Below are 21,093 nucleotides of genomic sequence, written 5' to 3'. Positions count from 1 at the left end.
TAATTCCTACTAGATTTCAAAAGATTCTTTTATTCTTTTCGTTATAAGAAAGGCCATTTATTGTTCATAGCCAAGTATTCTATTTTAATCAAAACATCAATGTATCTCCAAAAAAGGCATTGTGCAGGGTCTCTAATTCAATAAATTTAATAACTTTGTCATTCAATCACCGAACACTATGAAAATTAAAAATTTCCGTTATTTTATTATTACGATTACCTTATCTGTATTTGTTTGGTCTTGCGATAAGACGAATACTGAACCAACTCCACAACCAACAGTCTTAGTTAAAGCTACGCTTGTCCACGAATACACCAAAGAACAGTTATTAGCATCGCTAGGCGCACAAGGCGCTGATTTTGCTTTATTTGTTCGCGGTGGTGTGAAACAATACAAGATTATTTATAAAACTAAAAACACTGATGGAACCGAAATCCAAGCTTCAGGAGCTTTGGTTGTTCCAAATATTTCTGGTCAGACTGATCCCCTACCTTTAGCAAGCTATCAACACGGCACTATCTTTTCAGATGATGAAGCGCCCTCCTATTTCAATGCTGGCGGCGAAGGGACATTAGCTTCAATTTTATCAACTATTGGCTATATTGTAGCCGCTCCTGATTATATTGGCTATGGCTCTACCAACAACCTACCACATACCTATGAGCACCGGGAAGGATTGGCAACGGCTAGTCTGGATATGTTAAGAGCAGCTAAAGAGTTTATCCAGCAAGAGAAAATCAACTGGAATAATAAGGTATTTATCGGTGGCTATTCTGAGGGAGGCTATGCGACTATGGCATTGCAGAAAAAAATGGAAGAAGAGGCGTCTGGTGAATTTAATCTGAGAGCTTCAAGCTGCGGTGCTGGCGCTTATAATAAAACCCTGAGTTTCAAGACGATTGGAAGTACAGGTTCATTAGGAGATCCTACTCATAATGCATCTTATATATGGGTGATTCTCACTTACGATAGAGTTTATAAACTGAATCGTGCCATGACGAGTTATTTCAAAGAACCATATGCAAGCCAGATCCAAAAAGATAAACAGAACGTAAACATTTCGGGTAGTTTTAATACGCTCATTTCGGATGCACTCAAACAAAGTTTAGCTAATGATTCGGACACAGCCTTAGCGAATGCAGTAAAGGATAATGACATTTTTGACTGGAAGCCTAAAACGCCTACTATGCTGACACATGGCATGTCTGATACTTATGTACCATCCTTCAATACACAGACTGCTTACGATGCCATGACCAAAAGAGGAGCCACTAATGTCAAGCTGAATCTGGTAGCTAATGGGACGCATGGTTCATCAATAAACCGATATTTATTAGATACACTCACATTTTTTGCAACTAATCAATAATTATATTTCGAACATTAATTAAACCGTATTCTGACATGGCTAACTTAAAAAAAGGACTTGTTCACACTGTATTCTTCTGGTTGAAAGATCAAAACAATCAAGCCGACCACCAGGCATTGCACGAAGGCTTATTAGAATTATCTAAAATCGATTTAATCCAGACAGCTTATGTGGGCACACCAGCCAATACCAATCGTGCTGTAATTGATTTTACCTACCAGTTTTCAATTACATGGATATTTGATACTCCAGAGCAACAAGCTGCCTACCAGACTCATCCGGATCACTTAGCTTTTGTAGCCAAATGTTCTCATCTTTGGGAAAAAGTGCAGGTTTATGATGCAGAAAGCTAAGAGCAGATTTTAACAAACTGCTTTTAAGACATTCGCATTATAAACCAAAGTCATACTATACATGAGAAATTTCTTCGTCCCACTATTTTTATCCGTTAGTATTACTTCTTTTTCACAGAATCTATCCTTTGATGCCAAGGGTATCATCGCTATTTCTGATGCAGATATGGCAGCCTCTGCCTTTGCTGATGGAAAATTGTATAAAGAAAAAGGAGCGAAAGATGCTTTTTCAACCATCAAATTTCCTTTAGAAAAATCCTACGATGAGGTAAAGAGTGTTATCGTATCCAATTCTGCAGCCAATCATACCAAGTCAATGGTGATTTCAAATACACATCACTTGGCTTATGTAGTTGACACCAGAGGCATGGTGGCAGATAATGTCTCTGAATTAAGAAACATCAATCAGGATTTACCCGCTGGCGGATTTATTACCGTAGTTGATATAGCCGATGTGGCTAATCCTAAAGTATTGTACAAATTCCCGACTGGTAAGAATCCTATTGGAATAGATATAAGCCCGAAAGGAGAATACTTAGTGCTGTGTACTGAAGAAGAAGGAAAAGAGTTACAGGTACTGGAATTAGACCCTGCCGGCAAGCCCATTCGTATTATCCATAGACCTCAGAATTTACCTGCCGGAAAAATATCTGCTGTCAGCTGGCATCCGAATGATAATTACATAGCTTTTACATTTGAAGAAACAAAAGAAGTAGGTTTGCTAAAAACCAGTCGTGATGGGCCTACTAATAAAATCATCCGTCTGGAATTACAAGGTAAACCTGTAAAAATCGGAACATCTCCCGGAGCAGGTCAGTTTACACCAGATGGCAAATTCTATATTGTGTCAGATTTGAAACGCAACGAAAATGGAGCAGATGGCGAAATCTTTGTTATCAAGTTCAATCTGGATGGTTCTTCCGAGCATTTTCCATTGAGCAAAATCAAAGTTGGTCAAAATCCCGAAGGTTTTGCGATTAGTCCTGATGGTAGCCTGATTGCCGTAGCTAATATTAAAAAAACCTACCTACCCTGGGAAAGCGCTGATTTAGGGCGTAAGGCTTCTTTAAGCTTACTTAAACTGACACCTGATGGCAGTTTGGTTAACCAGGGCGAATATGAATTTGAAGGTATCCTTCCTAAAAGTTTAACATTCGACCAAAGCGGTAAAAACCTTGCAGTAACCGTCTACGACTATTTTAATTATGGCAAACACTTTGGCGGTGTAGAATTCTGGAAAGTAAACAATGGCGATAAGCCTAGTTTACAGAAACAGGATTTCAAGCTATTTCTACCACGAGGCTGTCATTCTATCAGAATCGTTAAATAAAATTGCTAATGATCTTATACAAAGATTGATTGTAACCCAATCAATCTTTGCTTTTTTAAAGCAGTCTGTATTTTCAACAAGAATTTATTAATTTTATCCAGATTATTCAACCTATCTAACTATCACAATTCAACACAAGTACTATGAAACGTAGGAATTTTATTAAAAACTCTTTTTCTATGGCCGGAATGGCTGGCGTCGCTGCTGTTCCTTTTACCAAACAACTAAATGATTTTGCGGGTCAGAACAATTTCAAAATCAAATATGCCCCACACTTTGGTATGTTCAAAAATTCGGCTGGGGAAGATTTGATCGACCAGTTGAAATTCATGGCAGATGTAGGCTTTACTGCCCTTGAAGACAATGGCATGATGGGTAGGACACCTGAAATGCAAACCAAAATCGGCGAAACGATGGCCAAATTGGGCATGGCTATGGGTGTATTTGTAGTGGATAAAGGTGGTAATGGTGCCAATACCTTAGCTGCTGGCAAAAAAGACTATATTGATATATTTCTAAATGGCTGTCGCAAAGCTGTAGATGTTGCCAAACGTTGCAATGCGAAATTTGTCACAGTAGTACCGGGTGATTTCGAACGTAATTTACCAATTGGGGTGCAAACCGGAAATGTAATTGATGCATTAAGACGTGGAGCGGAAATATTAGAACCTCATGGAATTGTAATGGTATTAGAGCCATTAAGTGATTCGCCAAATCTTTTCTTAAGAACATCTGACCAGACTTATGAAATATGCCGTGGTGTAAATAGCCCGTCATGTAAAATCTTGTTTGATATTTACCATATGCAGAAAAATGAAGGTCATATTATTCCTCACATTGACTGGACATGGAGTGAAATCGGGTATTTCCAGATTGGAGACAATCCAGGCAGAAAAGAACCAACGACCGGTGAGATTAACTATAAGAACATTTTCAAGCATGTGTATAACAAGAGTAAGGCTGAAAACAAAACCTTTATTTTTGGTATGGAACACGGCAACTCAAAACCTGGTAAAGAAGGGGAACAGGCTTTGATTAAAGCTTATCTTGAGTCTGATAGTTTTGAGATATAGTCCACAAATATCTTGAACTATGATTTAACTGATTTACTGATTAATCTGACTTTAAATTGTTCAAAATTATATGAATAAATTAGTTGAAAAGTCAGTAAAATCTGATTAATCAGTTAAATCGCAGTTCAAGATACACACTCACACGTATGAATCCCTCCGATTGCTTCTACCATAAACCTCCGTTTTCTTTTCTGAATTATGCCCTGACGGACATATATTTAGACTAGTATGAAACCATGCCTTAGGTGGATTTGGAATAATCTAGTAAATATTGAACTGCTGATGCAATGATTAAGTTTGTAAAAAGATGAACCAAGAAATTAAGAATAAAGTAGAAACCAATGGTTTTGCTGTAGTAAATGAAGTATTTAACAGTAATGAGGTGGCTGTTTTATTACAAACTATTAGAAATATTGAGACTTCAATTTGCTGTCCAACCACCTTTAGCAATTCTGAAAGATAATTTCACAATCCGGATACATTTGGATGATACTGACGAAGGGAATGGTGCTTTAAGAGTAATCCCCCAATCTCATCTGAAAGGTATCTATCGACCTGAGACCATTGACAGGAATGTTGAATCTGAGACTAGCTGTTCCGTACAAAAAGGTGGAATCATGTTTATAAAACCCCTATTGCTACACGCCTCTAACCGTACCATTAATCAACGCAAGAGGCGTGTTATACATATCGAATTCAGCAGGAGTCAGTTACCTGCCAATCTGCATTGGTCAGAATCATTATTGACTGAAACTACGCAAAACTGACGATTGCTAAACTAAATTAAACTCCTTAATAGTCTCCAACACACCATTCTCATTATTAGAGAGTTTAGTAATATAATTGGCTGCTTCTATGATTTTGGGGTGAGCGTTTTTCATCGCATAACTATATTTACCTGCACTCATCATTTCCATATCATTCAGGTAATCACCAAAAACCATCGTTTCTTCATACGAGATACCAAATTGCTCTTGTATTTTCTTGATAGCCGTTCCTTTGTTTGCACCCCAATCGCTGATATCTAACCAGATTTTTCCGGCTACTGCTACTTTATATTCTTTTTCAAACTCTTTGTAATGCAGATAACTATTGGTTTCTGAATTATTAAAATCGCAGATAGTCACTTTCAGAACTGTATCTTCTACTTTGGTTAAATCCGCTACAATCTCCATTCGCTTGAAATATTTCTGGGCTTCTTTTAGAAATCTTTCGTCCGTACTCTCTACATAAGCCGAATTCTTAGCACTTACAATTACATAAGCGTCTTCTATTTTGCGACCGATTTCAATAAATTTGTTAGCCGATTCTTTATCTAATGAATCAATATGTACTTGCTCATTCTGATAAACCACGTAAGAACCATTATCGGCCAGAAAAATAAGTTTATCCTTCACACGGTCAAACTCATCGACTAGATTATAGTATTGCCTTCCACTGGCAATGGCAAATTTTATTCCCTTTGCTGCCAGTTTCGGCTCTAAATCCCAGAACTCCTGATTCAATTGCTTCTGATCGTCCAGAAGCGTACCATCCATATCACATACAATCAATTTTACCATTATGCTTGGTTGTGTTTTTTGAAAGAGCAAAGATAAGAGAATTGAGTGAATGAGTGATTGGTGATTTAGTGATTAAATTGTTACCTTCACAAACTTTGCAGGCAAGGCATTTCTTTAATCTTATCTCATGACGATTACCAAATCATTAAAAAAATAATCCTCATTCACTCAATCACCAAATCACTCAATTTTTAATTATCTTTGTCTGAATCACTATTATCTTCAAACTCTTATGGCAAAGACCAAAACGCATGAAACTACTGTAAAAGTCAGCGATTTTCTAGATTTGATAGCTGACGAGAAAAAAAGACAAGACGGCTACGCGCTACTCGAAATTATGCAAAGCCAAACCGGAATGGAACCCAAAATGTGGGGACCAAGTATCATTGGCTTCGGGATTTATCATTATAAATATGAAAGCGGACATTCGGGCGATGCGCCTCTGGTCGCCTTTTCACCACGTAAGGAAGCCCTGGTTCTATATGCCGGAATGGACCCTGATAAAAGAGATGATATACTCGAAAGATTGGGTAAATATAAGTCTAACCAAGGCTGTATTTATATTAAAAAGTTAACCGATGTAAATCTTAATGTAGTAAGAGAAATGATTGACGAGTCGGTAAGGACGAGTCGTTTAAAAGATATTTCTGCCAGTTAAATATAATGGATAATCTGATTGTTACACCTTTATCGGAAAATGAGCCGATACCTTATGAATTATTAGTATCGGCCGACCCTTCTTTAGAGGCTATTAATATTTACCTACCCTATTCTACCATTTATGTCTCACATTTACATGATGAGATTATAGCTGTATACGTGCTCTTCCCGCTGAATGCAGAAGAAATTGAAATCAAAAATATCGCTGTTCATGAAACTTACCAGGGGCTTGGTATTGGCAAAGCACTTTTGGCAGATGCAACTCAAAGAGCAACTAATGAAGGCTATAAAAACCTCTCGATTGGCACATCCAATGCCAGTATAGCCCAACTAGCGCTTTATCAGCGACAAGGCTTTGAACTTTCAGGACTCAAAATGAATTTCTTTATTGATAATTATACAGAACCTTTGTTTGAAAACGGGATTCAATGTAAACATATGCTTATGTTGACCAAGACACTACAATGAACTCTACTAAAACTCACTACACGATCGCTGAAGTAAAACCAGAAGAACACGACGTACTCTTAGATATATGGGAATCATCCGTAAGGGCTACACACCATTTCCTGAAAGAAGAAAACATCTTATTCTTTAAACAAACCATCCATGAACATAAGTACTTTGAAATGGTAGAACTGGCTTGCATAAGAGACGACACTGGCCAAATCCTAGGTTTCCTGGGTACCAACGAAGATAACCTTGAAATGCTTTTTGTACATGCCGATGCCATCGGTAAAGGTATTGGCAAAGCCTTATTAAATCACGCCATAGACGAAGTAAAGGTAACCAAAGTAGACGTAAACGAACAAAACTTACAGGCTGTCGGGTTCTATTTATATCATGGATTCAAGACAGTCAACCGCTCTGAATTAGATGGAACTGGCAAGCCTTTTCCTATTTTGCATATGGTTCATGTTTAAGTAAGTATGCATTGAAAAGTTGAAACAACAAATGTTAAACAGAAATAACCAAACCAATAATTAAGAAAGCGGAGAATCAATCTCCGCTTTTCTCTTTATACAATACTCCCAAATTATCACTTAGGATCTAACGCCTTATCAATACGGTTTAATACGTCTTGCAAGTGGTATTTGCTCATTTTATCAGTAGTTAAAGGCAAAGCTGCTTTAATTTCTGATTTCAATGATTCCAGATTCGCTCTCACGATAGATGGTAAGTCTGTTTTCTTCAAATCAACTACCCGTGTAGTATAACCATAAGTTACCCCCGGAGGGATTGATAATACGGTTGTAGGTGTTGGTGTCAACAAAGTAATTAATTTCTCTGTATATACCTTCTGAAGGTTACGACGATACACATCAATTGCTTTATGTGTTTTCAACTCACCCCAGATACCACTGCGTACATCAGTCATCAAATCGTCAAGATTGTAGTTAGCAGGGTTGTTTGCACTGGTTTCCATTAATCTTACGGCACGGTCACCGGCTAATAAGTTATTCAAAGTAGCTTCCTGAATAGATTTAACAGCCTCAACACCCGTTTCGATATTGATTTTATTCAATACGTTCTGGTCAAGAATCCAGCTTGGCGTAGCAAATACCTGACGGTTCAGGAATGCAATAGCTTCTTTTTGCGTGGCTTTCGGAACTGCTGAAAATACGCTACCTTCCATATCATAAGTTTTAGGATCGTCATAAACACCACCTACGTTTTTGGTTACGTGGTTCACATAACGACGATACTGGAAAACTACGTTATTATAAAGCTCAGCTAATTCTTTATAGAATTCACCATCTTCTTTCGTCCACTCTGTCAGATTCGGTAAAATTTTCTGCAAATTCTTGATACCATAATCAGAAGCTTTCATAGCATTATCGCTTAGGTCTTCTGTCTGATAACGAGGATCATAAGGGCTGATTTCAGTACCGAAACGTTTACGAGGGTCTTTATACGCTTCTTTCGTCCAGGTATTCAAAGCTTTCTTTTCTTCTTTGGCATCTTTTGCATCAGGGAAGTATGAATACCCCCATTTAATTGCCCACATGTCATAATCACCAATACGAGGGAAGAAATCAGTGATACCGTCTTCCGGTTGAGCTACATAGTTGAAACGAGCATAGTCCATAATAGATGAAGTATGTCCATTCTGAGCTACCCAGTTTTTATCACGTAGTTTCTCTACCGGAGTAGCTGAACTTGCACCCATGTTATGGCGAAGACCCAAGGTATGACCCACTTCGTGTGATGATACGAAACGAATCAGCTCACCCATTAAATCATCACTGAAGTTTTTCGTTCTGGCACGTGGGTCAGCAGCAGCAGTCTGAATCAGATACCAGTTGCGTAGCAAGCTCATCACATTGTGATACCAGCCAATATGGCTTTCCAAAATCTCACCACTACGAGGGTCAGATACGTTCGGGCCATAGGCATTCTGAATATCAGCCGCAAAGTAACGGATTGCTGAGAAACGAGCGTCTTCCAGGCTAAGGCTGTCAGCTTCGTTCATATACTCGCCACGGATGGCATTTTTCCAGCCAGCTTTTTCGAAAGCCGCCTGCCAATCGTCAATACCTAATTTCAGGTATTTCTGCCATTTTTTAGGCGTTGCAGGGTCAATATAGTAAACAATCGGTTTTTTAGGTTCAATGGCTTCACCACGTTTCTGGCGTTCAGCATCTTCTTTACTTTTTGGCTCTAGTCTCCATCTTACAGCAAATACTTCCTCGTCAGATTTCTGAGATTCTTCACCAAACACAGCATACTGGTTAGCAAAGTATCCTACGCGTTGGTCGAAGAAACGTTTACGCATCGGCACTTTTGGCAATAAAATCATAGATGTGTTAAACTCCATCGTTACAACACCTGCATCGCGCGAAGCGGGTAAGTATTGTCCAATCTGTGGAATTGGAATTAACGAAATGGTTGGAGGAATCACCCCATAAGTCTTAACTGTACGAATTTCAGTATTGATCGGATAGGTGCGCATATGTTGAATATACGAACGGTCTGCCTGAAGTGCAGTTATCTTAAACAATTGTTTAGAGATAGGATCCAGTGAGAATACCTGATTATCACCTTTGAAGAAGTCAGTTACATCAATTACTGAAAGAGTATCTTTTTTCAAGGCTTTAATATCAAACGCTCCAATGATGGGGTCAGCACTTGAATTTCTGACAGCCTGGAAAATCGGCTTTGTACTATCGGCCGAAGTCATCACGATAGAGATTGAACGTAAGAAGATTTTGTTATCTGGTCCCTTCTCCCATCTAACCATCTGGCGATTCACTTCTTCACCACCAAAAATGCCACCACCGGCAGCAGTTTTAGAGAAACGTGTCACAGTCATGATGTCACGCCCTAATAAACTATCAGCGATTTCGAAGAAATACTTTTCATCAATTTTATGAACGGTGATTAATCCTTTGCTGGTTTTTGCTTTGTCGGTAATTACTTCTTTGTAAGGTTTCGGCCCTGTTTTAGGCGCTTCTGCAGGTTTTGCCGGAGTTGTCGGAGGAGTAGTTTTTGCAGGTTCTTCAGGTTTTTTCTTGTCGTCTTTCTTTTGAGCAACCCCCGTAAGAGTCATTCCCAAAAGAACACAGGGAACAAGTGCTAGGCGTAATAATTTCATAATTAAAATTTAATAGTTTGATGAAAAAAACTTCGTAAAAGTAAGGTAAACAGTAGAATAATTGTTAGTTAATTGATGAATATATTTGTAATTGAGACCAATCTACAAATTTCTTCTTTTTATCAATCAGGCGCATCCCCTAATTTGGGTGATTATGTATCAATAGAGAACCGAAAAGAGAGCTTTGTCAAAAAGGTAGTCACCGTAGCGTCTACCTTTTCTGATGTTGTTTTTGTAGCTGGTAGGCTGACACTCTCCGCAACTACGGCTACCTTTAATTGTCTGTCTTATCTGCATTGCGCTTGCGACTTTTTTTCTTTTTAATAATGGCAATAATTGTTATCCAAAACCAGGCTTCTCTTAAATTTCCGGCTTTAAATTATGTTTTCAAAGTGTTTTGAGAGTTTTCTGGTAAAATCATACTGGGAAATGTAAAATGCTTTTTTGATTTGGGTAGATTTGGGTAGTTCTCTAAAAAGTTTGGCTAAAGCCAATATGGATTATCTTTTCTTATTACTTTTGAATCAATCGCCGCCAGCTTTAGCTGCCGACGCTGCCTGGAATAATTATTATGTAAGCCGGACTTAAGTCCGGCGATGTAATAAAAGACATTTGTTATTTTAGACACCGACCGCCACGGCGGACCGTTTCAGTCGGTGAACCCAATAGAAGACGGAACTTCTTGAATTAATTTATCTAAATGCACTAAGGGTTTTAATAGTTTATTATATTTTATATTTATATATACCAACAGTGCTCTGCCTAGTGCTCTAACAGTGCCCTGCATGGTGCTTTCACAGTGCCTCATATAGTGCCCTCACTAGTGCCCTATTGAATTTCGATAGGGCACTTGGTATAAAAAAATGTTTTGTAGCCTAATATTTTTCATCAATTCATCAACTATCGGACCCAATCTTAATCTCCCTATGCAACATTTCTTATACATAATCGTCTATGCTATAAGACAAAAAAAACGGGTACAAAATGGCTTATCAAAAATTTAAATAATTTTTTTTTAAATATTTTGTAACCTTTTATTGGTCTTCAAGTAATCATTATCAGAAACCTAAAACGAAAAAGCTCTCTATGACTGACGAAGCAGCTATGCAACTGGTAGCCAGTGGCGACTTAGATAAGGCTGCGATTTTGTACGAACGCTACAAACGCCCATTATACAATTTTTATTTAAGATTCGGAGTAGAGCGTGATTCAAGTCAGGACTTGACGCAGCAGGTTTTCTATCGTATCATTCATTACAGGAGCAGTTTCAGAGATGGATACGAATTCAGAACCTGGATTTACCGGATAGCCCGGAATATCTATCACGATTTTCTGAAAGAACATTCGCACAACCATAAAGATTTACATGAAAACATTGACATAGCAGAAGAAGAAAATTATGACGATGAGCAATACCTTTTAATTCAGAAAGCCCTAAAAAAACTACCTCAGGAGTACCAGGAAGTATTGACTATGAGTAGATACGATGAACTTAAATACGACGAAATAGCCGATATACTGAACATTTCAGTGGCATTAGTGAAAGTGAGGGTGCATCGTGGTCTGAAACAATTAAAAGAAGAATATTTAAAACTCAATTAAGTAAAACGGAGTGATAAGGGAACGCCCAGTCGCCGTTACTTTTCGGAGTAAAAATTAAATAAATAAAACTCAATTAATAAAACAGGGAGATAGAGGTTATGGAACAATTATTTGCAGATTATTTAGAGGATAAACTAAACACCAGACAAAGACAAGAGTTGGAAACTTTGCTGGCTAACGACGAAGCTTTAAGAGATGAGTTTGAAGATCTGAAAGCATTTTATGCTGATATGCACAAGCCGACAGAACTTGACCCAACGGCAACTTTAGACTTAGGCTTCTATATGATGCTCGAAAAAGAAAAAGGTGCTGAACAAAAAAAGAAAGAAAAAGCGCAAAAGGGGGCCATGAGGGTTAGCTGGATTAACTCTCCGATTCTGAAATATGCGGCTGGTATTGTCTTGTTATTAGGCATTTTCTGGGTTGGTAGAAGAACAGCTGATAAGGACTTAAACGATATCGGTGATATTGCCTCACTAAAACAGGATGTGCAGGAAACCAAGCGAATGCTGGAAATGCTCAAAAACGAATCGGCCTCAGAAAGAATCCAGGCTGTGAATTATAGCTATGATTTGAGCAAGCCTGATAGTGAAGTCTTAAAGGCATTAATCAAAACATTGAATACCGATACGAACGTCAATGTAAGAACGGCGGCCGCAGAAGCGCTCTCGCATTTCGGAAATGAAAAAATAGCAAGAGATGCCCTGATTCAGACACTTCTGACGCAAAAAGAGCCAACCTTACAGATAACAGTTATTGATATTCTGGCAGGCTTGGGCGATAAACGAGCCGTAAAACCAATGCAGAAGCTATTACAAAATACAGATACAGAAGAGTTTGTTAAACGCAAAGCGATGGAGAGTGTAAAGGTCTTGAGTTTATAATCCGTAGCCGGAACGAGCCTTAAATTATCATCATTTGGAAACATTTTTCCATCGACTCATCACAAATGAGTTCTCCACCAACGAGAATAAACATAGTTTTGATTAAGAGTTTCTGACGGTCATGTTTTAGTGAATAATAATTTTTTTACTGAAACCTGCAACGTTTAAGAACCGACCGGAGACTCTTAAAATAGGCTATAACACTTTAAACAAATATTATGAAAAAGCTATTACTACTAACATTGCTCCTTGGAGTAAACGGAATCTTATTGGCTCAAAAAAGCAAAATCACCGGATTCGTACTCGATTCAACAGCCAACAAGCCTGTAGAATTTGCAACGGTCTCACTCTTGAAAGACAGCAAACCAGTGGAGGGAACTACCGCTGACGAAAGAGGAAAATTCACTTTAACAAAAGCAGGTCAGGGTATTTATCAAATCAAAATTACGTTTGTCGGCTTCAGAGATAAGCTCATCGATAATGTGAAGGTAACTGAGGGAGACCTGGATTTAGGAGTTATCAAAATTTCTCAATCAGTTCAGCAATTGCAAGAGGTAACGGTAGTAGAACAAAAAGCTTTGTTTGAAGAAAAACCTGACCGATTGGTGTATAATGCCGAAAAAGACATTACCATCAAAGGCGGAAATGCAGGTGATGTATTGAGAAAAATCCCATCCATCGCCGTTGACCTTGACGGCAATGTTGAATTGAGAGGAAGTGCAAACATCAAAGTGTTGATTAACAATAAGCCTTCGAACCTTATGGCACGTAGCATTGCCGATGTATTGAAGCAGATTCCTGCCGATGATATTAAACAGATTGAGGTAATCACATCACCATCAGCCAAATATGATGCAGAAGGCACCGCTGGCATCATCAATATCATTACCAAAAAGAATAGCATACAAGGTATAAATGGTAATGCAGACTTATCGCTAGGCAGATGGAATGACCGCCTGAATGGGTCTTTAAACTATCGCAAAAAAGCAATTGGTATATCGGCCAGAGGGGGTTTTAACCGCTGGCGCAACCAGGGAGGCAACGAAACCAATCGTATTACTAATGTAGAGGGAGTTTCAAGTGCTTTATTACAAACAACCTCATTCAGAGGAAACGGGGAAAACGGATACGGCACTATCTCAGCCGATTGGGATATTGACTCTTTAAACCGCATGAGCGCCAGCCTGAACCTGTATGATGGCAAAAACGGAATGTATTTCGATTACCTGAATGATTATTCAACACAAGGCATTACGAATCAGTTTTTTACCAGAAACCTATACCGCATTTATGATTGGAGCGGAAATACTTTAAACCTTGACTATACCAAAACATTCAAGAAACCCAGAAGAGAATTTAACGTGCTGACGATGTTCTCGAAAGAAGGTGAAGACAGTTTCTATACACTCGATCAGGCGAATGAAAACAAGGCAATTAATTATAGAGAAAAAAGCACCAATTACAGCGCAAATTACGAAGGAACCGTACAGGTAGATTTCACGAATCCACTAGATAGTATAAGTACGATGGAAGTAGGTGTAAAGTCTATCTTCCGCAATGTACAAAGTGATTATAAGGTGTCTAATGCAGTCGACGGCTCTACCAATTTCGAAGATGTTCCTGCACTAGCCAATGTATTTGATTATGCCCAGCAAGTGGCCAGCACTTACCTGACTTATTCACGCACCTCGAAAAATAAATGGGGTATCAACGCCGGACTCAGATATGAGCATACATTTATTCAGGCCGAGTTTCTTGCAGGTAAAGTTCCTTTCTCAAGCAACTATGGTAATCTGATTCCAAATATTAGTATATCAAGAAGCTTGCCTAAAAACCAGAAATTAAAACTGAGCTATACCCAACGTATTCAACGCCCGATGTTATGGTACCTGAATCCATATGTAAACGCCAGCGAGCCTTTGATGACTTATACAGGTAACCCATATCTGAAACCGGAATTAACGCATAGTGCTGAGATTAATTACAATGTGTATATCAAGGAATCGTCGATTAATACCTCACTTTTCATGCGTCAGACAAACAATGCCATTGAACGCATCAGAACATTTGATTCGGAAGGAGTAGCCACCATTAATTTTCAGAATATCGCGCAGAATATCTCTTATGGTTTAACCCTGAGTGGCAATACAAAAATCAAGAAGTTTACGGCCAATGGAGCAGTCAATGTATACTATAATATCCTGAATAGTCCTGCCCTACAGGCTACTAACGAAAACCTGATGTATCGCCTGAATCTGAATTCGAGCTATGATTTTGGCAAAGGTTTTAAAGCACAATTCTTTGGATTCTTTAACTCACCACGTGTGATGCTGCAAGGAAAAATAAGTGGATTTGCCTATTACAATATAGCTTTCCAGAAAGAAGTAATGAAGAAAAAAGCGACAATCGGCTTAGGATTCGACAACTTCCTGGCACCATATTTCACACAAAAAATTGATTTCTCAGGGCCAACTTTTACACAGACGGGTAAATCAAGATATTATAACCAAGGGTGGAGAGTGAGTTTCTCTTACCAGTTCGGAAAAATGACAAGCCAACCTCAACGTTCGAAGAAAAGCATCAGCAACGACGACAAAAAAGGTGGAGATAACTAAGGGATAACATTTCCCGGAAAGGATTTCCCAGAAAGGATTTCCCTGATAGTTTCTGCGACCAGGCTTCATTTTCCCTGAACAACAACATAAACCAGTAAAACACTTAATTTAAAAATATAAACCAATAAAAAAACATGAAAAAAGTATTTGTTGTCGTTTTAGCATGCATGGTCTATGCAACGTCATTCGGGCAAACTAAACCATATAAAGTAGCGTTCAGCGGACAAGGTAAAAAAGTACAAATAGCTGTTCAGCAAGCCTCTGTAACAATTCAGGGAGTAGATGGAAACGAAGTTTCGATTGAGCAAACCGGAGAAAACCGCAAAGAATTGCCTAAAGAAGCAGAAGGCTTACGACTGGTAACTGGTGGTATCGTAGATAATACAGGCGTAGGGGCAAGTGCAGAGATTGAAGGTAATGTACTAAAAATCATTATTCCTAAAAATCGTTACACAGGCGTATTAACCATCAAGATACCAAAGTCATTAGATTTGAGCGTGATGGAAAGCCAGAACTGGGGTGAACAAAAAATCGTAATCAGCGATATCGCAGGCGAAATTGAGTTGAAAACCAACAATTCAAAAGCATATCTGAACGACATCACCGGCCCTTTAGTAGCTAATACAGGACATGGAAAAATCTTTGTAACGTATTCAAAACTAGCACAAAGTTCGCCAAGTTCAATCAGTGCTTCTGGTGCCATTGACATCACACTTCCAACTGATGCCAAAGCAAATCTGAAAATCCGTAGTTACTATGGCGATTTGTTTACTGACTGGGATATAGCCGCTACCAAAAAAGAAAATAAAAGCGTAGCAAGCTCGGGAGCAAAAACCATTAATGGTCAGGGCGACAAAAGCAGTGATGATAATGTATCTGTTAAAGTAAAAGGTTATGCCAGAAATGATGACGATGATAATGAAAGAGACATCTTTAAAAGAGACCAGTTTGTGTATGTGGCTAGCAGTGGTAGCAAAACCGATTCGTTTGAAGGTACCATCAATGGTGGTGGTGTAGTGATTGACCTGAAATCGAGCAACGGAAATATTTATATCAGAAAGAAGAAATAGAAGTAGGTTTGAACTCCCTCTCCTACTCGTTTAGGAGAGGGTTCTTATTCCTTCAACTACTTCTTTCAAGCCACATCTATTAATACCCGATTATGAAAAAACTATTTACATTACTACTCTTGTGCCTGGGGTGGCAAACAAGCTTTAGTCAGATAAGGTTTGCTGCTCCACTCAAGAGTACCTCCAGACAAGCCATCATCTTAATCGAGCGCAACAATATCAATTTTCAAGGTTATGAAGGCAACGAAATAAGAATTGAAATTGATGAGCCCATTAATCCTCCCAAACAAGCAGACGGTCTTAAACGCGTAATTATTAAAGGTTTAGAAGATAATACGCAATTAGGTCTTAATGTCACGCAGGAAGATACGACACTGGTTATTCGTGAAGTTTGCAATTGCTACAATGGTACTTATACGATTTACCTGCCCAATAAACTCAACTTGATGGTCTATGAAAGCTTTCCTCAACACGGCCAGCGCTGGGCGGTAAAAGATATGCTCGGCAACTTTGAAGCCAGTACTGAATTTGGCAATATTTATCTGCAAAACCTTACAGGCAATATCAAAGCCTATACACGTCACGGTTCGCTGAATGCTTACTTAAATCAATCGAATAGTATTTATCTTTCCAGCCTTTTTGGCAAAGTAATACTAGAAGTGCCAGCTACTATCAAAGCCGATTTAAAAATCAGAGTATCAGAATGGAACGATGTATTTACAGATTTCCAATTGCCCGTATATGAAAACAAACAGAATATTCTGACAGCTTCTTTAAATGGCGGAGGCAATTCAATAGAACTGAAATCAGAGCATGGGAATATTTACCTGAGAAAGAAGAAATAAAATACAAAAAGATATTATTAAGGTTTACGCAACGATTTTAATCATACAATTTAGTTTAGGGAGCATAGGGCGAGACTTTGTCTTGCCCTTATCTTTTATGCCTACACCAGATTGGTCTTGATTAATTTAATAGAAATAGCCAGCAGAATCATACCGAATACTTTTCTAAGAATATCCGCTCCGGTTTGCCCGAGTTTATTCTCTATCCAGACAGACGTTTTTAAGACTAAATAAACAATCAACAAATTCAGTAAAATACCGACAATAATATTCTCTTGTTGATAAGCTGCCTTTAAAGATATAATAGTAGTCATGGTACCGGCTCCGGCAATAATCGGAAAGGCCAAGGGTACTATAGAAGTTGCTTTACTTGAAGAGGTATCATGTTTAAATATATTTCTACCTAAAATCATTTCCATGCCTATCAGGAAGATTATAATGGCCCCAGCTACGGCAAATGATTTTACATCTACCCCGAATAAATTCAGGATACTGATACCTAAAAACAGATAAACAATCATCAGTGTACCAGCCACTAGCGTAGCCTGCTCAGCATGAATATCCCCTGCCTTTTTCCGCAAATCAATAATGACCGGAATTGAGCCAAGTATATCAATAACTGAGAAAAGAATAATGGTAACGGAAATAATTTCCTTAAAACTAAAGTTCATTTTCGAATAAATATATTGAGTGATTTTTTAATGGCGAATGGTGGATTGCGAATTAGCGAATTTTAAATTATTATTCACTAATTCGCTATTCGCTAATTCACGATTGTTCTCAGAGCAAACATTCCCTCAGCCTTCCAAACTCCCAATCTTCAATGGCTGGAAAATTGGCTATGCGGAAAGTAGTATCTTTCCAGTTGCCATAACCATTGCCAAGGGTAATTCCGGCTTCTTTGGTCTTTTGCTTGATTTGCCTGATAGCATCAGATACCCCTTCCACGGCAATTACAGTATCAGACCTGACTGATGCCTCATCAATTAATAATCTCCAGCTAGTTTCCTGCTCTATAAACCGGCAGAACTCCTGATTTCTGGCTTTAATCTTGTTGCTGATTACATCTATATGCTCCACCTGCTCCATTACACGTTTGAGCAAATAGATACCTAATACATTAGGCGTATAGTGCGTCTGATATTTCTCAAAGTTTTCGTGGATAAACAGAAAGCTATTATAATACTTCCTCTCTCCTATTATCTCCGCCTGTCTGATAGCTTTTGGAGAGCAAATCATCACTCCCAAGCCTGCCGGTAAGCCCAGACATTTTTGTACTGATGCCAGCCATATATCACCCCTCGTCCAATCTAACTCAATGCCTCCAATTGACGACGTTACATCAAAAGCAATGAGGGGTTCGGTGGCTGGAATCTGACTCACATCAACCTGTGTGGCATTAGAAGTTTCGTTTTGTGTGATACACAATACATCGTATTTGGATGTATCCGTCTCTAAAATCGGGATATTTTCTTCAAAAACAAAAGGAATATCAAAGGTGTTTTCTCCAATAATCTTTCGGCTATATTCAAACCATTTCTGCCCAAAAGCACCATTATAGATATGCAGGCTACCTTTAGCTGTGAAAGATTGTGCAACGATTTCCCAACATTCAGTCGCTGACGAGGTAAAATAAACGTGATAATCGCCAGGGATATTCAGTTTTTGCTTGAACAGACTGATACACTCCTTAAGCATATCCATAAAAGCCTGACTCCTATGGTTCTGGCTAAGAATCCCCTCATTGACTGCATCTTGCAGATATTGAGCTATCTGAGGGTAAATTTTCGATGGCCCTGGATAAAACGTAATCATGCGATTAGTTAATTGAGTGATTGAACGGTCCGCCGTAGCGCTGAATGTGTGATTGAGTGATTAGTAGTTTTAAGTGCCAATCACTCAATCGCTCATTTACTAAATCAATCAATTCTCACTATTGAATCTCATTCAGAAAATATCTTCTTAATTCTCTTTCTAATTCAACAGCCGATACAATTTTAATGTTCCCGTCGATGGCTAAAGAAATCTTGCCGTTTTCTTCCGAAATACAAATGGCTACTGCATCGGTAGCTTCCGAAATACCAAGGGCGGCACGGTGGCGAAAGCCATAATTAGAAGGTAAGTCATCGCCACTGGCAATAGGTAATATACAGTGAGCTGCTTTGATACGTCCTTTACTGATAATTACTGCGCCATCGTTCAATAAACTATATTGGCTAAAAATGGTAATCAGCATTTTCTTAGATAAAACCGCATCTATAATATCGCCAGACTCTATAAACTTGCTCAAATCATCATCTTTCTGCAATACGATAATTCCGCCCGTAAACTCACTGGACATCGTTTTAGAGGCTTCTGCCACTACTTTCAATGGGGTAAAACCTTCCTTTTCTAACTGATTCCCCAAAAGCTTCGCAAAAAACTGATTGTTAGCCAAAGAGGTGGATTTGCCCACCAACAATAAAAACCGTCTGATTTCCTGTTGAAAAAGTACGATGAGTGCTATCGCCCCTACACTCATAAAGTATTCAAGTATGCGCGTAAGCAACTCTAAACCAATAGCTTTTACGATTAGGTAAAACAGATAGATGAGTAAATAGCCCATGAAAACCCGGCTTGCTACGCTCCCCTTAACCAACTTATATATATAATAAAAGAGAAAGGTTACTAATACAACATCTAAAACATCTGTCCACTTTATCTCTAAAAAACTAATTTGCATCGTTGGGATTTTTAATGTGTGATTTGCGAAAGTACAAAAAAAACGAAAAAGCCACACCTTTCGATATGGCTTTTCATGATAAAATCTTTATTAAATTATCTATTTCTTCTTTTATTCTGCGCTTTCTAGAGCAAAGATTTACTATTTGGCCTTACTCGCATAATTTCTAAAATTTTCAATCCGATGAAATGTCATGAAATTGGCATCATGAAAATTATTTGCTCCGCCATTTGCATCATCATAGGCCGTTCTTGAAACAAAAATGATTGCATTTTGCTCAAATTGCCAATCAATATACTGAAACCCATGCTTCGAAATATCCGGGTGAAACAATAATTGCTCATGAATCTGCCAGTTTTTAAGGTCTTCTGAGCTACACAATACCAGTTGATTTCTTATGCTGGCAGGTGTTTTAGATTTATAAGTGGTATCCACCGCATTTATCAAAGCCCAGTATCTATCCGATTGTTTATCATATCTGATACTGAATTTCTTACTGGCACCCGGCATTTTTACAAATCCTGTTTCTCTGTCAAAAGAAGCCTTCTTCCCATCTTTGCTGATATTGATGATGGCTGCATACTCATCATGCCCTGCCGGTACATCTACTCTTAAAATATCCAGCATCTCTCCTTTTTTGTCAACCACGGCATTCCCCTCAAGCCATGCATTGAACTTACCATTAAGGTAGGTGGAATCATAAGGCATAAAATTTGTTTTCCGCCAGTTATCTACTTTCAATAAATCTGCATTTATTGGGGCAGAAAGCATCATGGCACTATATCTTTTTCCCCATTTAGTTGTGGGTGCAGTGGCATACTCCACTGCTCGCCAGATTCTGTTATGATGAACAATAATAGGCACAGGAGCAGTATGATATTCCCCCTCCAGTATCAATCCTGTTGTTTTGCTGGAAGGGGTTGTCCAGGTATATCCGTTGTCGGTAGACTTACGGATAATAAAATTACCATGGTGTTTATTAGTACCCATGATATACAAAGCGCCGTTATGATAAAACAGATTAGACCAGAATTGCCCGTTAATACTTGAAATCTGTTGCCAGGTTTTTCCTTTATCTTTTGAAGAGAAAATTCTACTTTGGGCCGAGGCAAACTCATTTGACTTAGGACCGAATTCATCATGAGAGGCAATATAAGTCCCGTCTGGTAGAATACAGATAGATGGCGAACCGATGTATTTTCCTGTTTCTTTTGAAATATAATCTATCACTATGCCCGGAGGTGGCGGTGGAGTCTGGCTAAACGCTACACCATTTATAAGAACTGTAAAAACAAAATAAAGGATAATGGAGCTTAGGTTTTTAATCATCGAGGTTATGGGGTTTTGTTAATTAAAATAACAAAGAAATTATCAATTTGCCCAATGAGTAATCTGAAAATAAAAAACGGACAA

At 38.4% G+C, this 21,093-nt stretch carries 19 protein-coding genes; 13 read left to right on the top strand and 6 right to left on the bottom strand.

All coding sequences use genetic code 11. From position 1 onward, the window contains the following. The first annotated feature begins 178 nt into the window (after window positions 1-178). From ACYVFA_RS10910 to ACYVFA_RS10890, 5 genes are all read left to right on the top strand, one after another. On the top strand, window positions 179-1,369 hold the full coding sequence (locus tag ACYVFA_RS10910) for an alpha/beta hydrolase family protein (RefSeq protein ID WP_460471848.1): 1,191 nt from the start codon (window positions 179-181) through the stop codon (window positions 1,367-1,369). 35 nt (window positions 1,370-1,404) lie between these two features. Continuing rightward, entirely contained in the window at window positions 1,405-1,722 is a 318-nt protein-coding gene (locus ACYVFA_RS10905; RefSeq protein ID WP_460471847.1) for a Dabb family protein, read from the top strand. A 61-nt stretch (window positions 1,723-1,783) separates the two neighbouring features. Continuing rightward, a complete protein-coding gene (locus ACYVFA_RS10900; RefSeq protein WP_460471846.1) occupies window positions 1,784-3,052 on the top strand; it encodes a YncE family protein in 1,269 nt (422 codons plus the stop codon). Between the two features lie 143 nt (window positions 3,053-3,195). Continuing rightward, window positions 3,196-4,125: a hydroxypyruvate isomerase family protein gene (locus tag ACYVFA_RS10895; RefSeq protein ID WP_460471845.1), complete on the top strand. Its 930-nt coding sequence runs from the start codon at window positions 3,196-3,198 to the stop codon at window positions 4,123-4,125. Window positions 4,126-4,538: 413 nt separating this feature from the next. Next, window positions 4,539-4,892, top strand: coding sequence for a phytanoyl-CoA dioxygenase family protein (locus tag ACYVFA_RS10890; RefSeq protein WP_460471844.1), 354 nt, complete (start codon window positions 4,539-4,541; stop codon window positions 4,890-4,892). Window positions 4,893-4,898: 6 nt separating this feature from the next. On the opposite strand, the gene ACYVFA_RS10885 is transcribed toward ACYVFA_RS10890, so the two are convergent. Beyond that, window positions 4,899-5,687 carry an HAD family hydrolase gene (locus tag ACYVFA_RS10885; RefSeq protein ID WP_460471843.1) on the bottom strand — a complete coding sequence of 263 codons (789 nt, stop codon included), beginning with the start codon at window positions 5,685-5,687 and terminating at the stop codon, window positions 4,899-4,901. 232 nt (window positions 5,688-5,919) lie between these two features. Between ACYVFA_RS10885 and ACYVFA_RS10880 the strand changes: the two genes are divergently transcribed. The 3 genes from ACYVFA_RS10880 to ACYVFA_RS10870 are packed head-to-tail and all read left to right on the top strand — an operon-like array spanning window position 5,920 to window position 7,270. Beyond that, window positions 5,920-6,345: a DUF1801 domain-containing protein gene (locus tag ACYVFA_RS10880; RefSeq protein ID WP_460471842.1), complete on the top strand. Its 426-nt coding sequence runs from the start codon at window positions 5,920-5,922 to the stop codon at window positions 6,343-6,345. Between the two features lie 5 nt (window positions 6,346-6,350). Beyond that, on the top strand, window positions 6,351-6,815 hold the full coding sequence (locus ACYVFA_RS10875; protein WP_460471841.1) for a GNAT family N-acetyltransferase: 465 nt from the start codon (window positions 6,351-6,353) through the stop codon (window positions 6,813-6,815). Further along, window positions 6,812-7,270: a GNAT family protein gene (locus ACYVFA_RS10870; RefSeq protein WP_460471840.1), complete on the top strand. Its 459-nt coding sequence runs from the start codon at window positions 6,812-6,814 to the stop codon at window positions 7,268-7,270. The genes ACYVFA_RS10875 and ACYVFA_RS10870 overlap by 4 nt, the downstream gene beginning before the upstream one ends. A gap of 116 nt (window positions 7,271-7,386) precedes the next feature. On the opposite strand, the gene ACYVFA_RS10865 is transcribed toward ACYVFA_RS10870, so the two are convergent. Then, window positions 7,387-9,942 (bottom strand): zinc-dependent metalloprotease, encoded by a 2,556-nt coding sequence (locus ACYVFA_RS10865; RefSeq protein ID WP_460471839.1) that lies wholly within the window; start codon window positions 9,940-9,942, stop codon window positions 7,387-7,389. A gap of 1,086 nt (window positions 9,943-11,028) precedes the next feature. Between ACYVFA_RS10865 and ACYVFA_RS10860 the strand changes: the two genes are divergently transcribed. The 5 genes from ACYVFA_RS10860 to ACYVFA_RS10840 all read left to right on the top strand — a co-directional run bounded on the left by ACYVFA_RS10860 (window position 11,029) and on the right by ACYVFA_RS10840 (window position 16,958). Next, window positions 11,029-11,544 (top strand): RNA polymerase sigma factor, encoded by a 516-nt coding sequence (locus ACYVFA_RS10860; RefSeq protein ID WP_460471838.1) that lies wholly within the window; start codon window positions 11,029-11,031, stop codon window positions 11,542-11,544. A gap of 98 nt (window positions 11,545-11,642) precedes the next feature. Next, a complete protein-coding gene (locus ACYVFA_RS10855; protein WP_460471837.1) occupies window positions 11,643-12,428 on the top strand; it encodes a HEAT repeat domain-containing protein in 786 nt (261 codons plus the stop codon). A 218-nt stretch (window positions 12,429-12,646) separates the two neighbouring features. Further along, window positions 12,647-15,043, top strand: a complete 2,397-nt coding sequence (locus ACYVFA_RS10850; protein WP_460471836.1) for a TonB-dependent receptor — start codon at window positions 12,647-12,649, stop codon at window positions 15,041-15,043. A 134-nt stretch (window positions 15,044-15,177) separates the two neighbouring features. Next, window positions 15,178-16,113 carry a DUF4097 family beta strand repeat-containing protein gene (locus ACYVFA_RS10845; RefSeq protein WP_460471835.1) on the top strand — a complete coding sequence of 312 codons (936 nt, stop codon included), beginning with the start codon at window positions 15,178-15,180 and terminating at the stop codon, window positions 16,111-16,113. Window positions 16,114-16,205: 92 nt separating this feature from the next. Then, complete coding sequence (locus ACYVFA_RS10840; protein ID WP_460471834.1) at window positions 16,206-16,958, top strand: DUF4097 family beta strand repeat-containing protein; 753 nt, start codon at window positions 16,206-16,208, stop codon at window positions 16,956-16,958. Between the two features lie 101 nt (window positions 16,959-17,059). Here ACYVFA_RS10840 and ACYVFA_RS10835 read toward each other — a convergent pair whose 3' ends face one another. The 4 genes from ACYVFA_RS10835 to ACYVFA_RS10820 form a co-directional block, all read right to left on the bottom strand. Next, the gene (locus ACYVFA_RS10835) at window positions 17,060-17,629 is read right to left on the bottom strand and encodes a MarC family protein (RefSeq protein WP_460471833.1); all 570 of its coding nucleotides are present in this window, start codon (window positions 17,627-17,629) and stop codon (window positions 17,060-17,062) included. A 109-nt stretch (window positions 17,630-17,738) separates the two neighbouring features. Continuing rightward, a complete protein-coding gene (locus ACYVFA_RS10830; RefSeq protein WP_460471832.1) occupies window positions 17,739-18,773 on the bottom strand; it encodes an aminotransferase class V-fold PLP-dependent enzyme in 1,035 nt (344 codons plus the stop codon). A 118-nt stretch (window positions 18,774-18,891) separates the two neighbouring features. Continuing rightward, the gene (cdaA, locus tag ACYVFA_RS10825; RefSeq protein ID WP_460471831.1) at window positions 18,892-19,680 is read right to left on the bottom strand and encodes a diadenylate cyclase; all 789 of its coding nucleotides are present in this window, start codon (window positions 19,678-19,680) and stop codon (window positions 18,892-18,894) included. Between the two features lie 141 nt (window positions 19,681-19,821). Further along, window positions 19,822-21,009 carry a sialidase family protein gene (locus ACYVFA_RS10820; RefSeq protein ID WP_460471830.1) on the bottom strand — a complete coding sequence of 396 codons (1,188 nt, stop codon included), beginning with the start codon at window positions 21,007-21,009 and terminating at the stop codon, window positions 19,822-19,824. Between the last annotated feature and the right edge of the window lie 84 nt (window positions 21,010-21,093).

It is taken from the genome of Emticicia fontis (assembly GCF_054779675.1).
The sequence above is the reverse complement of the archived record's forward strand: the minus strand, read 5'-3'. Positions and strand labels throughout refer to the sequence as shown.

What these genes read in the sequence shown, in the direction of transcription:
- ACYVFA_RS10910 (WP_460471848.1), top strand. Translation starts at nt 179, where the DNA reads ATGAAAATTAAAAATTTCCGTTATTTTATTATTACGATTACCTTATCT.
- ACYVFA_RS10905 (WP_460471847.1), top strand. Translation starts at nt 1,405, where the DNA reads ATGGCTAACTTAAAAAAAGGACTTGTTCACACTGTATTCTTCTGGTTG.
- ACYVFA_RS10900 (WP_460471846.1), top strand. Translation starts at nt 1,784, where the DNA reads ATGAGAAATTTCTTCGTCCCACTATTTTTATCCGTTAGTATTACTTCT.
- ACYVFA_RS10895 (WP_460471845.1), top strand. Translation starts at nt 3,196, where the DNA reads ATGAAACGTAGGAATTTTATTAAAAACTCTTTTTCTATGGCCGGAATG.
- ACYVFA_RS10885 (WP_460471843.1), bottom strand. Translation starts at nt 5,687, where the DNA reads ATGGTAAAATTGATTGTATGTGATATGGATGGTACGCTTCTGGACGAT.
- ACYVFA_RS10880 (WP_460471842.1), top strand. Translation starts at nt 5,920, where the DNA reads ATGGCAAAGACCAAAACGCATGAAACTACTGTAAAAGTCAGCGATTTT.
- ACYVFA_RS10875 (WP_460471841.1), top strand. Translation starts at nt 6,351, where the DNA reads ATGGATAATCTGATTGTTACACCTTTATCGGAAAATGAGCCGATACCT.
- ACYVFA_RS10870 (WP_460471840.1), top strand. Translation starts at nt 6,812, where the DNA reads ATGAACTCTACTAAAACTCACTACACGATCGCTGAAGTAAAACCAGAA.
- ACYVFA_RS10865 (WP_460471839.1), bottom strand. Translation starts at nt 9,942, where the DNA reads ATGAAATTATTACGCCTAGCACTTGTTCCCTGTGTTCTTTTGGGAATG.
- ACYVFA_RS10860 (WP_460471838.1), top strand. Translation starts at nt 11,029, where the DNA reads ATGACTGACGAAGCAGCTATGCAACTGGTAGCCAGTGGCGACTTAGAT.
- ACYVFA_RS10855 (WP_460471837.1), top strand. Translation starts at nt 11,643, where the DNA reads ATGGAACAATTATTTGCAGATTATTTAGAGGATAAACTAAACACCAGA.
- ACYVFA_RS10850 (WP_460471836.1), top strand. Translation starts at nt 12,647, where the DNA reads ATGAAAAAGCTATTACTACTAACATTGCTCCTTGGAGTAAACGGAATC.
- ACYVFA_RS10845 (WP_460471835.1), top strand. Translation starts at nt 15,178, where the DNA reads ATGAAAAAAGTATTTGTTGTCGTTTTAGCATGCATGGTCTATGCAACG.
- ACYVFA_RS10840 (WP_460471834.1), top strand. Translation starts at nt 16,206, where the DNA reads ATGAAAAAACTATTTACATTACTACTCTTGTGCCTGGGGTGGCAAACA.
- ACYVFA_RS10835 (WP_460471833.1), bottom strand. Translation starts at nt 17,629, where the DNA reads ATGAACTTTAGTTTTAAGGAAATTATTTCCGTTACCATTATTCTTTTC.
- ACYVFA_RS10830 (WP_460471832.1), bottom strand. Translation starts at nt 18,773, where the DNA reads ATGATTACGTTTTATCCAGGGCCATCGAAAATTTACCCTCAGATAGCT.
- cdaA (WP_460471831.1), bottom strand. Translation starts at nt 19,680, where the DNA reads ATGCAAATTAGTTTTTTAGAGATAAAGTGGACAGATGTTTTAGATGTT.
- ACYVFA_RS10820 (WP_460471830.1), bottom strand. Translation starts at nt 21,009, where the DNA reads ATGATTAAAAACCTAAGCTCCATTATCCTTTATTTTGTTTTTACAGTT.